The 12,778-nt window shown below is 57.0% G+C and carries 14 protein-coding genes and 1 pseudogene; 14 read left to right on the forward strand and 1 reads right to left on the reverse strand.

Annotated elements, in window-relative coordinates; all coding sequences use genetic code 11:
• The first annotated feature begins 20 nt into the window (after nt 1–20).
• Nucleotides 21–1,316, forward strand: coding sequence for a site-specific integrase (locus AAER43_RS14515; RefSeq protein WP_057057808.1), 1,296 nt, complete (start codon nt 21–23; stop codon nt 1,314–1,316).
• A 26-nt stretch (nt 1,317–1,342) separates the two neighbouring features.
• Here AAER43_RS14515 and fliE read toward each other — a convergent pair whose 3' ends face one another.
• Complete coding sequence (fliE, locus tag AAER43_RS14520) at nt 1,343–1,657, reverse strand: flagellar hook-basal body complex protein FliE (protein ID WP_014884391.1); 315 nt, start codon at nt 1,655–1,657, stop codon at nt 1,343–1,345.
• Between the two features lie 228 nt (nt 1,658–1,885).
• Here fliE and fliF point away from each other — a divergent pair, with 228 nt between their 5' ends.
• The 13 genes and pseudogenes from fliF to fliR all read left to right on the forward strand — a co-directional run bounded on the left by fliF (nt 1,886) and on the right by fliR (nt 12,515).
• Nucleotides 1,886–3,565 carry a flagellar basal-body MS-ring/collar protein FliF gene (gene fliF / locus AAER43_RS14525; RefSeq protein ID WP_023330812.1) on the forward strand — a complete coding sequence of 560 codons (1,680 nt, stop codon included), beginning with the start codon at nt 1,886–1,888 and terminating at the stop codon, nt 3,563–3,565.
• Entirely contained in the window at nt 3,558–4,556 is a 999-nt protein-coding gene (gene fliG, locus AAER43_RS14530) for a flagellar motor switch protein FliG (protein WP_008500327.1), read from the forward strand. The genes fliF and fliG overlap by 8 nt, the downstream gene beginning before the upstream one ends.
• Nucleotides 4,549–5,256, forward strand: coding sequence for a flagellar assembly protein FliH (gene fliH, locus AAER43_RS14535; RefSeq protein ID WP_050862557.1), 708 nt, complete (start codon nt 4,549–4,551; stop codon nt 5,254–5,256). The genes fliG and fliH overlap by 8 nt, the downstream gene beginning before the upstream one ends.
• Entirely contained in the window at nt 5,256–6,626 is a 1,371-nt protein-coding gene (fliI, locus tag AAER43_RS14540; RefSeq protein ID WP_014884394.1) for a flagellar protein export ATPase FliI, read from the forward strand. Before fliH ends, fliI begins: the two co-directional genes overlap by 1 nt.
• Nucleotides 6,627–6,647: 21 nt before the next feature.
• A complete protein-coding gene (fliJ, locus tag AAER43_RS14545) occupies nt 6,648–7,091 on the forward strand; it encodes a flagellar export protein FliJ (protein WP_014884395.1) in 444 nt (147 codons plus the stop codon).
• Entirely contained in the window at nt 7,088–8,317 is a 1,230-nt protein-coding gene (gene fliK, locus AAER43_RS14550; RefSeq protein ID WP_050862556.1) for a flagellar hook length control protein FliK, read from the forward strand. Before fliJ ends, fliK begins: the two co-directional genes overlap by 4 nt.
• 106 nt (nt 8,318–8,423) lie before the next feature.
• The gene (gene fliL / locus AAER43_RS14555) at nt 8,424–8,894 is read left to right on the forward strand and encodes a flagellar basal body-associated protein FliL (protein WP_014884397.1); all 471 of its coding nucleotides are present in this window, start codon (nt 8,424–8,426) and stop codon (nt 8,892–8,894) included.
• 4 nt (nt 8,895–8,898) lie between these two features.
• On the forward strand, nt 8,899–9,903 hold the full coding sequence (gene fliM / locus AAER43_RS14560) for a flagellar motor switch protein FliM (RefSeq protein WP_014884398.1): 1,005 nt from the start codon (nt 8,899–8,901) through the stop codon (nt 9,901–9,903).
• Nucleotides 9,900–10,313, forward strand: coding sequence for a flagellar motor switch protein FliN (gene fliN / locus AAER43_RS14565; protein ID WP_014884399.1), 414 nt, complete (start codon nt 9,900–9,902; stop codon nt 10,311–10,313). Before fliM ends, fliN begins: the two co-directional genes overlap by 4 nt.
• A gap of 2 nt (nt 10,314–10,315) precedes the next feature.
• A complete protein-coding gene (gene fliO, locus AAER43_RS14570; protein ID WP_014884400.1) occupies nt 10,316–10,690 on the forward strand; it encodes a flagellar biosynthetic protein FliO in 375 nt (124 codons plus the stop codon).
• Nucleotides 10,690–11,427, forward strand: a complete 738-nt coding sequence (gene fliP / locus AAER43_RS14575) for a flagellar type III secretion system pore protein FliP (RefSeq protein ID WP_050862555.1) — start codon at nt 10,690–10,692, stop codon at nt 11,425–11,427. Before fliO ends, fliP begins: the two co-directional genes overlap by 1 nt.
• Nucleotides 11,428–11,436: 9 nt before the next feature.
• Nucleotides 11,437–11,706 (forward strand): flagellar biosynthesis protein FliQ, encoded by a 270-nt coding sequence (fliQ, locus tag AAER43_RS14580; RefSeq protein ID WP_008500315.1) that lies wholly within the window; start codon nt 11,437–11,439, stop codon nt 11,704–11,706.
• 7 nt (nt 11,707–11,713) lie between these two features.
• A pseudogene (fliR, locus tag AAER43_RS14585) lies at nt 11,714–12,515 on the forward strand (flagellar biosynthetic protein FliR).
• Nucleotides 12,516–12,778 lie beyond the last annotated feature (263 nt).

Genomic DNA, 12,778 nt, shown 5'->3' on the forward strand with positions numbered 1-12,778 from the left:
TTGGACGTCAGGAGGGAATAATGGCTAAGTCAGCATACCCAACAGGCGTGGAGAACCACGGCGGAACGCTCCGCATATGGTTCATCTATAAAGGCAGCCGGGTGCGTGAAAGCCTTGGCGTGCCAGATACACCAAAAAATAGAAAAGTCGCTGGCGAGCTGCGCGCGTCGGTGTGCTTTTCGATTAAGACCGGAAACTTCAACTATGCAGCGCAATTCCCGGACTCGCCGAACCTGAGAAGGTTTGGGGTGGAGAGCAAGGAAATCACCGTGGTGGAGCTGGCGAACAAGTGGCTTGAGCTGAAGCGTATGGAGATCAGCACCAATGCGATGTCACGCTATACATCTATAGTGCGCAACATGGTGCCCAGGATTGGTGGGGACAGGCTGGTATCTGCGGTGACGCAAGAAGACCTGCTGTTTATAAGAAAGGAATTGCTGACCGGTTATCACACCCTGAAGGCAGGACAGAAAACGCCGGTTAAAGGCCGCTCTGTCAGAACGGTCAACAACTACATGAAGATCATGGGCGGGATGTTTAAGTTTGCCGCCGACAGCGGGTATGTCCGGGTGAATCCGTTTACCGGGATCGCCATGCTTAAGCGTTCTCGATGCGAGCCAGACCCGCTGACGCGTGAGGAGTTCGTCAGGATGATTAATGCCTGCGCCCACCAGCAGCTGAAAAACATGTGGTCGCTGGCCGTGTACACCGGCGTGCGCCACGGAGAGCTTGTGTCGCTGGCCTGGGAAGATATCGACCTGAAAGCGGGTACAATGATGATCCGCCGGAACCACACGTTAACGAAGGAGTTCACCCTCCCGAAGACGGAGGCCGGAACGGACCGCATCATCAACCTTATTCAGCCAGCTATCGACGTGCTGAAGAGCCAGGCAGAACTAACACGCCTGGGTAAGCAGTATCAGGTTGAAGTGAAACTGCGCGAGTATGGCCGTACTGATGTGCATCCGTGCACGTTCGTGTTCAACCCGCAGATCGCATCACGTAATGGCCGTGCCGGGCATCATTACGCAGTGGGGTCGATCAACCAGTCGTGGGAAGCGGCAATGCGACGCGCCGGGATTCGCTATCGCAGAGCATACCAGTCCCGACACACGTATGCATGCTGGTCGTTAGCTGCCGGTGCAAACCCGAACTTCATCGCGAAGCAAATGGGCCACACCGACGCGCAAATGGTTTACCGGGTGTACGGGTCCTGGATGGCTGAAAATAACCATGACCAGGTACTCATCCTCAACCAGAAATTGAGTGAGTTTGCCCCATCCATGCCCCACGCAGTGGGATCGGATGGTTATTAATTATAAATATCATTAGGTTAGATAACCTAAACTTGCATGCCCATGACTTCCTGATACGCCGACACCAGTTTATTCCGCACCTGAATCCCCATCTGGAGGGAAACCGTGGCTTTCTGCAAATCGGCCATCACATCATTCAGCGCCACGCCCGGCTCACCGAGGGTGAATTTCTCCGCCTGGGTACGCGCCGCGGTCTGGGTATCGCTGATACGGTCAAGAGCGGCATGCAGTTGCCCCGCAAAGCTGATGGTCGGCTGTTGTTCTGCCACATTCTGATTACGGGCCGTCATCGCCGTTGCCTGCAACTGACTGATTACCCCTTCAATGCCCTGTATAGCCATGACTCTCCCCTGGATGGTTTTTTACGCGGTCAAGACTAACAGCTTGTCAATAAGATAATGGCGGTAAATAGCGTGAAAAAACCAGGTTATTTGACGCATAGAAAATCCGGAATCATCAAATAATGGCAGGGCCATCAATATGGAACTTTTGTCGTGTTTGCCGACCCGGGAGTCAGTTTTGTTTCTCTACACGAATAACGTAAACCACCAGGATTTAAGAGGTGCGCAATGAGTGCAACAGCATCGACAGCGCCGCAAAATAAATCACTCGAGTGGATGAACCGCCTTCGCGCGAATCCTAAAATCCCGTTGATCGTGGCAGGCGCTGCCGCTATTGCCATCCTTGTAGCGATGGTTTTATGGGCAAAAAGCCCTGATTACCGCACGCTCTATAGCAACCTTTCCGATCAGGATGGCGGTGCCATCGTCACCCAGCTTACCCAGATGAACATCCCTTATCGCTTTGCCGATAACGGCGGTGCCCTTGAGGTGCCTGCTGATAAGGTCCACGAGCTGCGTCTGCGTCTGGCTCAGCAGGGCCTGCCGAAGGGCGGTGCGGTCGGTTTTGAACTGCTGGATCAGGAAAAGTTCGGTATCAGCCAGTTCAGCGAGCAGGTGAACTACCAGCGTGCGCTGGAAGGTGAGCTTGCCCGCACCATTGAAACGTTAGGCCCGGTGAAGAGTGCCCGTGTGCATCTGGCGATGCCTAAGCCTTCTTTATTTGTTCGTGAACAGAAATCCCCTTCAGCTTCCGTGACCGTGAACCTCGAACCTGGTCGCGCGCTGGACGAAGGGCAAATCAGCGCGGTGACGCATCTCGTCTCCAGCGCCGTCGCCGGTCTGCCACCGGGTAACGTGACGGTGGTCGATCAAAGCGGACACCTGCTGACCCAATCCAATACCGCCGGGCGTGACCTGAACGACGCGCAGCTGAAATATGCCGCAGACGTAGAAAACCGTCTCCAGCGTCGCATTGAAGCGATCCTCGGCCCGGTTGTCGGTAACAGCAACGTGCATGCGCAGGTGACCGCGCAGATTGACTTCTCTAATAAAGAACAAACCGAAGAGCAATACAGCCCGAACGGCGATCCGGCTCAGGCGGTGATGCGCTCGCGTCAGATCAACTCCAGCGAACAGGTGGGCGGCGCCTACCCTGGCGGCGTGCCGGGTGCGCTCTCTAACCAGCCTGCTCCGGCAAACGCGGCACCGATTTCCACGCCGCCGGCCAATCAGCAGAACGGTCAGCAAAATAATCAGCAGACCACCTCAACAACCAGTAACGCCGGTCCACGCACCAGTAGCCGTAACGAAACCACGAACTACGAAGTGGATCGGACGATCCGCCACACTAAACTCAACGTGGGCGATATTCAGCGTCTCTCTGTTGCGGTGGTGGTGAACTACAAAACGCTGGCGGATGGCAAACCGTTGCCGTTAACCGCCGAGCAGATGAAGCAGATTGAAAACCTGACCCGCGAAGCGATGGGCTACTCCGAGAAGCGTGGCGACACCCTTAACGTGGTGAACTCGCCGTTTAACGCGGTTGAAGAGACCGGCGGTGAACTGCCGTTCTGGCAACAGCAGGCGTTTATCGACCAGCTGATGTCCGCAGGACGCTGGCTGCTGGTGCTGATTGTCGCGTGGCTGCTGTGGCGTAAGGGCGTTCGTCCACAGCTCCAGCGTCGTGCTGAAGCAGAAAAAGCCGCTCGCGAACAGATGTCTACGCGTCAGGAAACGGAAGAAGCGGTTGAAGTTCGCCTCAGCAAAGATGAGCAGATGCAGCAGCGTCGGGCTAACCAGCGCATGGGCGCCGAAGTGATGAGCCAGCGCATTCGCGAAATGTCAGATAACGATCCGCGCGTCGTGGCGCTGGTCATCCGCCAGTGGATGGGTAACGAACATGAGTAATACGCTTACAGGCACCGATAAAAGCGTCATCCTGCTGATGACCATTGGCGAAGACCGCGCGGCAGAGGTGTTTAAGCACCTCTCCCAGCGGGAAGTGCAAATCCTCAGTGCGGCCATGGCCAACGTGCGTCAGATCTCCAATAAACAGCTGACCGAAGTGCTGTCGGAATTTGAGCAGGAAGCCGAACAGTTTGCCGCGCTCAACGTCAACGCCAACGACTACCTGCGCTCCGTCCTGGTCAAGGCGCTGGGCGAAGAGCGTGCCGCCAGCCTGCTGGAAGACATTCTGGAAACGCGCGATACCGCCAGCGGGATCGAAACGCTTAACTTTATGGAGCCGCAGAGTGCCGCCGACCTTATTCGCGACGAGCACCCGCAGATTATCGCCACCATCCTTGTCCACCTCAAACGGGGTCAGGCAGCCGATATTCTGGCCCTGTTCGAAGAGCGTCTGCGTCACGATGTGATGCTGCGTATCGCAACCTTCGGTGGCGTTCAGCCGGCCGCGCTGGCGGAGCTGACCGAAGTACTGAACAACCTGCTCGACGGTCAGAACCTCAAGCGCAGCAAAATGGGCGGCGTGAGAACGGCGGCGGAAATCATCAACCTGATGAAAACGCAGCAGGAAGAAGCGGTTATTACCGCGGTTCGCGAATTCGACGGCGAGCTGGCACAGAAAATTATCGACGAGATGTTCCTGTTCGAAAACCTGGTCGAAGTGGACGATCGCAGCATCCAGCGCCTGCTCCAGGAAGTGGACTCCGAATCGCTGCTTATCGCCCTCAAAGGTGCCGAACAGCCGCTGCGCGAGAAGTTCCTGCGCAACATGTCTCAGCGTGCGGCGGATATCCTGCGCGACGACCTTGCCAACCGCGGTCCGGTTCGTCTGTCTCAGGTGGAGAACGAACAGAAAGCCATCCTGCTTATTGTTCGTCGTCTGGCGGAAACCGGCGAGATGGTGATTGGCAGCGGAGACGACACCTATGTCTAATGAGCTGTCGTGGAAGCGCTGGACGCCAGACGATCTGGCCCCTCTCCTTTCTGAATTCACGCCCGCGAAGGTCTCACCCGCAGAGCCTGACGTCGACGTCGAACAGCCCGAGCTGAGCGAGGAGGAGCAGCAAGCGCAGATGCTGGCGCAGCTGCAAATGCAGGCGCATGAGCAGGGTTACACTGCCGGTCTGAATGAAGGCCGCCAGAAAGGTCACGATCTGGGCTATCAGGAAGGTCTGGCGAAAGGATTAGAGCACGGTATCGACCAGGCGCGTCAGCAGCAGGCGCCGATCCACGCCCGCATGCAGCAGCTGGTCAGCGAGTTCCAGCACACGCTGGACGCGCTGGACAGCGTGATTGCGTCCCGTCTGATGCAGATGGCGCTGGAAGCTGCGCGTCAGGTCATTGGCCAGACGCCTGTGGTGGATAACACGGCGCTGATCAAACAGATTCAGGGGCTTCTGCAGCAGGAGCCGCTGTTCAGCGGCAAACCGCAGCTGCGCGTTCACCCGGACGATCTGCAGCGCATTGAAGAGAGTCTGGGGGCAACCCTCAGCCTGCACGGCTGGCGTTTGCGCGGCGATCCGTCGTTACACCACGGCGGCTGCAAAGTCTCTGCCGACGAAGGTGACCTGGATGCCAGCGTCGCCACACGCTGGCAGGAACTGTGCCGCCTGGCGGCACCGGGAGTCGTCTGATGACCGCACGCCTCACCCGCTGGCTCAACACGCTCGACAACTTTGAGACGAAGATGGCGCAACTGCCATCCGTTCGTCGTTATGGACGACTGACGCGCGCGACCGGTCTGGTACTGGAAGCCACCGGCCTGCAGCTTCCGCTGGGCGCAACCTGTGTGATTGAGCGTCAGGATGGTCAGGAAACGCGTGAAGTCGAAAGCGAAGTGGTTGGATTTAACGGTCAGCGACTGTTCCTGATGCCGCTTGAAGAGGTGGAAGGTATTCTCCCCGGCGCCCGCGTCTACGCGAAAAACATCAGCGGCGACGGCCTGCAAAGCGGGAAACAGTTGCCGCTTGGTCCGGCCCTGCTCGGCCGCGTGCTCGACGGCAGCGGGAAACCGCTGGATGGCCTGCCCGCGCCGGACACCACAGAAACCGGGGCGTTGATCACCCAACCGTTTAACCCCCTGCAGCGTACCCCTATCGAGCATGTGCTGGACACCGGCGTACGGCCGATTAACGCCCTGCTCACGGTAGGACGCGGACAACGTATGGGTCTGTTCGCCGGCTCCGGCGTGGGTAAATCGGTCCTGCTCGGCATGATGGCGCGTTATACCCAGGCCGACGTGATCGTCGTTGGGCTGATTGGTGAGCGTGGCCGTGAAGTCAAAGATTTCATCGAAAACATTCTGGGTGCGGAAGGCCGGGCCCGTTCAGTGGTAATCGCCGCCCCGGCGGATGTGTCACCCCTGCTGCGTATGCAGGGTGCCGCCTACGCCACCCGTATTGCCGAAGATTTCCGCGACCGCGGCAAGCACGTGCTGCTGATCATGGACTCCCTCACCCGCTACGCGATGGCGCAGCGTGAAATTGCGCTGGCTATCGGTGAGCCACCGGCCACCAAAGGCTACCCGCCTTCGGTCTTTGCCAAACTTCCTGCGCTGGTTGAACGCGCAGGGAACGGCATCAGCGGCGGTGGCTCCATCACTGCATTTTATACAGTACTGACCGAAGGCGATGACCAGCAGGACCCGATTGCCGACTCCGCGCGCGCCATTCTCGACGGTCATATTGTGTTATCGCGTCGTCTGGCTGAAGCCGGACACTACCCGGCGATTGATATTGAAGCATCCATCAGCCGCGCAATGACGGCGCTGATCACCGAGAAGCATTACGCCCGCGTGCGTAACTTTAAACAACTCCTCTCCAGCTTCCAGCGCAACCGCGATCTGGTCAGCGTGGGGGCGTATGCCAAAGGCAGCGATCCTATGCTCGACAAAGCGATTAGCCTGTGGCCGCAGCTGGAGGCGTTTTTACAACAGGGCATTTTTGAACGTGCCGACTGGGAAGATTCAATCCAGGCTCTGGAGCTGATTTTCCCGCAGGTGTAACACAGGTGGAGGGCGAAGGTCATGGCGCAAAACAGCGCGTTATCAACGCTGAAAGATCTGGCTGAAAAAGAAGTTGATGATGCCGCATTGCAGCTTGGCGCAATGCGACGCGGGTGCCAGCAGGCTGAAGAACAGTTGAAGATGTTAATCGACTATCAGCATGAGTATCGCACCAACCTCAATACCGATATGACCCAGGGCATTGGAAGCCAGCGGTGGATTAACTATCAGCAGTTTATCCAGACGCTGGAGAAGGCGATAGAGCAGCACCGCCAGCAGCTTAACCAGTGGACCCAAAAAGTCGATACCGCGCTGAATTTCTGGCGTGAGAAAAAACAGCGGCTGCAGGCCTGGCAAACCTTACAGGACCGGCAGATCGCAGCCGCGACCCTGGCGGAAAACCGTCTGGATCAGAAAAAAATGGATGAGTTTGCCCAGCGCGCATCAATGAGGAAACCGGAATGATCACACTGCAACAACTGCTGATGAGCGACAGCGACCTGTCGGGCGGGATGCAAACAGGGAAAGGCACCGACGGTGCGCAAGACTTTCTCTCCCTGCTGACGGGTGCCCTGACGGACGCGACGGGCAAGGGCAAAGATGCGCCGCTGACCCTGGCTGACCTGAAAGCCGCTGGCAGTAAGCTGTCAAAAGTCGCTCAGGACGCCAAAGGCGATACCGCGCTGCAGGCCAAAATTGCCGACCTGCTCGCGCGTCAGCCAGCCCTGAGTGGCGATGAAACGGCGCAGCTTGCCACGCCTGAAACCCTGATTTCCGGGCTGGTGCCGCTGTCAAAGGGCGATGCCCTGAAAACGCTCAATGCGGCCAACAGCAAGGATGACAGCAAAAGCGAACTGAGCGAAGAAGAGCTGGCCGGATTAAGCGCGCTGATGGCAATGCTGCCGCACCAGCAGACCAGCACGCCTCACGCGGCGGGCAGTAACGGCGTTTCCGCAACCTCAACGTTGAGTTCAGCGACGCTTTCGCCAAACGCAGCGGGCCACTCCCCCCTGAACGCGGCAGCGGGAGACCACGATAAAGCGCAGCTTTCCGCACCTTATCAGAGTCAGGCGAAAAACAACGGCCCGGATCTCCCCGCCAATGCGCCAGTCACTCCGGTCGTGGCCGCTGCGGCAGAGAAGCAGGAATTCGCCAGTTCTTCTTCATCATCCTCACCCACGGCTACCCTGGCGCCGATCATGTCCAGTCATGCCACCAACCAGCCTGCCGCCACCGTTGCCACCGCGCCGGTGTTAAGCCAGCCGCTGGGTACTCACGAATGGCAGCAGTCCCTGAGCCAGCACATCACGCTGTTCACTAAGCAGGGGCAACAGACTGCGGAGCTGCGCCTGCACCCGGAAGATCTGGGCCAGGTGCAAATCTCGCTTAAACTGGATGATAACCAGGCGCAGCTGCAGATGGTCTCGGCACACAGCCACGTGCGCGCGGCGCTGGAAGCGGCACTGCCTGTCCTGCGGACGTCACTGGCAGAGAACGGTATTCAGCTCTCTCAGAGCAGCGTCAGCAGCGAAAGCTTTGCCGGGCAACAGCAATCCTCATCGCAGCAGCATCAGGCTTCACGTTCCGGTCACAACGGCGGATTTAATGAAGAGAGCGAGGAGCTACTGCCCACCCCTGCCGCCCTGCAATCCGCGGCGCGCGGTAACAGCGCCGTAGACATCTTCGCCTAAACGCCAGAGGTAGCGTGATTATCCCCGTCTTTTCCACGCTTTGACGACGGCAGGACACGGGATAATCACCTTATTAAGCTGTACCGAAACAGGAAGCTCGTATCAGATGACAGACTCCGCTATCACCAAAAAAAGTAAGCGTTCCATCTGGATCCCGCTGCTGGTGTTGATCACGCTCGCCGCCTGCGCTACCGCGGGCTATAGTTACTGGCGTATGCAGCAGGAACCTTCAACCGCTGCCGCCAAAGCCGAACCCGCACCGCCGCCGGCGCCGGTCTTTTTCCCTCTGGACACCTTCACCGTTAACCTCGGTGATGCGGATCGTGTGCTGTATGTCGGTATTACGCTGCGCCTGAAGGATGAAGCCACCCGCGCGCGCCTGAATGATTATCTTCCGGAAGTGCGTAGCCGTCTTCTTCTGCTGTTCTCTCGTCAGGACGCCTCCGCGCTGGCCACCGACGTGGGTAAGCAAAAGCTGGTCGACGCCATCAAAGAGACGCTGGCCACCCCGCTGGTAAACGGCCAACCTAAACAGGAAGTCACTGACGTTCTGTATACAGCCTTCATTCTGCGGTAACGACATGGGCGACAGTATTCTTTCTCAGGCAGAAATCGATGCGCTGCTCAACGGCGACAGCGATAAAAACGATGATCCGCAACCGGGCCTAACGGGTGACGACAATATTCGTCCCTATGATCCGAATACCCAGCGCCGCGTAGTTCGTGAACGTCTGCAGGCGCTGGAGATCATTAACGAACGTTTTGCACGTCAGTTCCGTATGGGGCTGTTCAACCTGTTGCGTCGTAGCCCGGATATCACGGTCGGTGCGATCCGCATTCAGCCGTATCACGAGTTTGCCCGCAACCTGCCGGTGCCAACCAACCTTAACCTGATTCATCTGAAGCCGCTGCGCGGCACCGGTCTGGTCGTGTTTTCGCCAAGCCTGGTGTTCATTGCGGTGGATAACCTGTTCGGCGGCGACGGGCGTTTCCCGACCAAAGTAGAAGGTCGTGAATTCACCCACACCGAACAGCGCGTCATCAACCGCATGCTGAAGCTGGCGCTGGAGTCCTACAGCGACGCGTGGAAAGCGATTAACCCGCTGGAAGTGGAATACGTTCGTTCCGAGATGCAGGTGAAGTTTACCAATATCACCACCTCCCCGAACGATATCGTCGTCAACACGCCGTTCCACGTGGAGATCGGTAACCTGACCGGCGAGTTCAATATCTGTCTGCCGTTCAGCATGATTGAACCGCTGCGCGAGCTGCTGGTTAACCCGCCGCTGGAAAACTCACGCAACGAAGATCAGAACTGGCGTGAAAACCTGGTTCGCCAGGTCCAGCACTCACAGCTTGAGCTGGTGGCTAACTTTGCCGACATCTCAATGCGGTTATCCCAGATCCTGAAATTACAACCCGGCGACGTTTTGCCGATAGACAAACCCGACCGCATTATTGCCCATGTGGATGGTGTCCCCGTGCTGACAAGCCAGTACGGCACGATTAACGGTCAGTATGCGTTACGCGTTGAGCACTTGATCAACCCGATTTTGAATTCGCTGAATGAGGAACAGCCCAAATGAGTGACATGAACAATCCATCCGATGAAAACAGCGGAGCACTGGACGATCTGTGGGCTGACGCGTTAAACGAACAAAAAGCGACCCCAACGAAAAGCGCAGCGGATGCGGTATTCCAGCAACTCGGCGGCGGTGACGTCAGCGGCACGCTGCAGGATATCGACCTGATTATGGACATCCCGGTCAAGCTGACCGTTGAACTGGGACGCACCCGGATGACCATTAAAGAGCTGCTGCGCCTGACGCAGGGTTCCGTCGTGGCCCTTGACGGTCTGGCCGGTGAGCCGCTGGATATTCTGATCAACGGTTATCTGATTGCCCAGGGTGAAGTAGTGGTGGTTGCCGATAAATACGGCGTGCGTATCACGGACATCATCACCCCGTCTGAACGTATGCGTCGTCTGAGCCGATAAGTATGAAAACCCAGGCAACACTATCGCAACCGTCTGCGGTTCCCGGTTCCCCGCTGCTCCAGGTGAGCGGGGCGTTGTTCGGTATTATTGCCTTTATTCTTATCGCCGCCTGGCTGGCGAAGCGTTTTGGTCTGGCGGGTAAAACCGCCGGCACCCGCGGCCTGAAGGTGAGCGCCAGCACCACGCTGGGGCCGCGTGAACGCGTGGTTATCGTCGAGGTGGACGATGCGCGTCTGGTTTTGGGTGTCACCGCCTCGAACATCAACGTATTACATAAACTGCCGCCCGCCCCTGTCACGGTGGAGGAGCGCGCACAAGCCCCTGCGGATTTTCAGTCCGTCATGAAGAGTTTGCTTAAGCGTTCCGGGAGATCCTGATGCGCCGTTTGTTATCCCTTACGCTTGCGGGCATTGGCCTGTTTGCTCCCGCGGTTTATGCGCAACTGCCCGGTCTGGTCTCAACGCCCATTGCCGGTGGCGGTCAGAGCTGGTCGCTCCCGGTGCAGACGCTGGTATTCATCACCTCGCTGACCTTTATCCCGGCCATCCTGCTGATGATGACCAGCTTCACCCGCATCATTATCGTCTTTGGTCTGCTGCGAAACGCGCTCGGTACCCCTTCCGCGCCGCCAAACCAGGTGCTGCTGGGGCTGGCGCTGTTTTTGACCTTTTTCATTATGTCGCCGGTCATGGATAAGATTTATACCGACGCGTACCAGCCGTTCAGCGAAGATAAAATCTCCATGCAGGAGGCGCTGGATAAAGGCGCACAGCCGCTGCGGGAATTTATGCTGCGCCAGACGCGCGAAGCGGATCTGGCACTCTTTGTTCGCTTGTCCAATACCGGCGAATTGCAGGGGCCGGAAGCGGTACCCATGCGCGTTTTGCTGCCAGCCTACGTCACCAGCGAGCTGAAAACGGCGTTTCAGATTGGCTTTACCATCTTTATTCCGTTCCTGATTATCGACCTGGTGATCGCCAGCGTCCTGATGGCGCTTGGGATGATGATGGTGCCGCCCGCAACCATTGCCCTGCCCTTTAAGATCATGCTCTTTGTACTGGTCGATGGCTGGCAGCTGCTGGTCAGTTCGCTGGCGCAGAGTTTCTACAGTTAAGGAACGGCAATGACACCCGAATCGGTCATGATGATGGGCACGGAAGCGATGAAAATCGCCATTGCCGTTGCCGCTCCCCTGCTGCTTGTCGCGCTGGTTACCGGTCTGATTATCAGTATTCTGCAGGCCGCCACGCAGATTAACGAAATGACGCTGTCCTTCATTCCGAAAATCATCGCCGTATTTGTGGCGATTATCGTGGCCGGACCGTGGATGCTGAACCTGTTGCTGGACTATATGCGCAACCTGTTTACCAATCTGCCGTATATCATCGGCTGACCTGACGATGCTTCACTTCACCAGCGACCAGTGGGTTCAGTGGCTCGGCGTCTATTTCTGGCCGATGCTGCGCATTCTGGCGCTGATCACCACCGCCCCGATTCTCAGCGAGAAATCGATCCCCAAGCGTGTCAAAGTGGGGCTGGGCATTATCATCACCATCATCGTCGCCCCTTCCCTTCCCCCGGTGGATATTCCGATCTTCTCGGCGAATGCGGTGTGGGTGGCATTACAGCAGGTGATGATTGGCGTTGCCGTAGGCTTTACCATGCAGCTCGCCTTTGCCGCCGTTCGCACGGCCGGGGAGCTGATTGGCCTGCAGATGGGCTTATCGTTCGCCACGTTTGTTGACCCCGGCAGCCACCTCAATATGCCGGTGCTGGCGCGCATTATCGATCTGCTCGCCATGCTGCTGTTCCTGTCGTTTAACGGTCATCTGTGGCTTATCTCCATGCTGGTGGATACTTTTCATACGCTGCCGATTGGTGAAAACCCGGTCAACAGCAATGCCTTTCTCGCGCTCACCCGCGCGGCGGGGCTGATCTTCCTCAATGGCCTGATGCTGGCGTTGCCGATTATCACCCTGCTCCTGACCGTCAACCTGGCATTAGGTCTGTTGAACCGCATGGCACCGCAGCTCTCCATCTTTGTGATCGGTTTTCCGCTGACGTTGACGGTCGGAATTTTATTAATGTCATTACTGATGCCCCTTATCGCCCCCTTCTGTGAACACTTATTCGGCGAGATATTCAATCTGTTAGCAGATATTGTCAGCGAGCTGCCACGTAAATAATAGTCCTCACGATTGATATTGTCTTTCTGAGGATATTCCTAAAATAAAACATGAAAAACATCTTCCAGGATATATCTGACGGGGTTTAATTGTTTCTAACCACCTCACAATACTTAATATTTACTTTACTTTAAGAAGATTCCTGGCAAATTATACGTAACTTTACGGGATAGTGAGTCCGCCTGAAAGTCTTTGTCATGCTCACAGGTTTATTATTTTTTTCCATCCCGTATGGCTGTTTTGAGCTCTCAGGCAGATGGTGAATTATCGTTACGCATT

The sequence above is a fragment of the Enterobacter sp. FUJ80071 genome (genome assembly GCF_038739915.1).
Lineage (GTDB): Bacteria > Pseudomonadota > Gammaproteobacteria > Enterobacterales > Enterobacteriaceae > Enterobacter > Enterobacter kobei.

What these genes read in the sequence shown, in the direction of transcription:
- fliI (WP_014884394.1), top strand. Translation starts at nt 5,256, where the DNA reads ATGACCGCACGCCTCACCCGCTGGCTCAACACGCTCGACAACTTTGAG.
- AAER43_RS14515 (WP_057057808.1), top strand. Translation starts at nt 21, where the DNA reads ATGGCTAAGTCAGCATACCCAACAGGCGTGGAGAACCACGGCGGAACG.
- fliP (WP_050862555.1), top strand. Translation starts at nt 10,690, where the DNA reads ATGCGCCGTTTGTTATCCCTTACGCTTGCGGGCATTGGCCTGTTTGCT.
- fliQ (WP_008500315.1), top strand. Translation starts at nt 11,437, where the DNA reads ATGACACCCGAATCGGTCATGATGATGGGCACGGAAGCGATGAAAATC.
- fliO (WP_014884400.1), top strand. Translation starts at nt 10,316, where the DNA reads ATGAAAACCCAGGCAACACTATCGCAACCGTCTGCGGTTCCCGGTTCC.
- fliK (WP_050862556.1), top strand. Translation starts at nt 7,088, where the DNA reads ATGATCACACTGCAACAACTGCTGATGAGCGACAGCGACCTGTCGGGC.
- fliJ (WP_014884395.1), top strand. Translation starts at nt 6,648, where the DNA reads ATGGCGCAAAACAGCGCGTTATCAACGCTGAAAGATCTGGCTGAAAAA.
- fliG (WP_008500327.1), top strand. Translation starts at nt 3,558, where the DNA reads ATGAGTAATACGCTTACAGGCACCGATAAAAGCGTCATCCTGCTGATG.
- fliF (WP_023330812.1), top strand. Translation starts at nt 1,886, where the DNA reads ATGAGTGCAACAGCATCGACAGCGCCGCAAAATAAATCACTCGAGTGG.
- fliL (WP_014884397.1), top strand. Translation starts at nt 8,424, where the DNA reads ATGACAGACTCCGCTATCACCAAAAAAAGTAAGCGTTCCATCTGGATC.
- fliH (WP_050862557.1), top strand. Translation starts at nt 4,549, where the DNA reads ATGTCTAATGAGCTGTCGTGGAAGCGCTGGACGCCAGACGATCTGGCC.
- fliN (WP_014884399.1), top strand. Translation starts at nt 9,900, where the DNA reads ATGAGTGACATGAACAATCCATCCGATGAAAACAGCGGAGCACTGGAC.
- fliE (WP_014884391.1), bottom strand. Translation starts at nt 1,657, where the DNA reads ATGGCTATACAGGGCATTGAAGGGGTAATCAGTCAGTTGCAGGCAACG.
- fliM (WP_014884398.1), top strand. Translation starts at nt 8,899, where the DNA reads ATGGGCGACAGTATTCTTTCTCAGGCAGAAATCGATGCGCTGCTCAAC.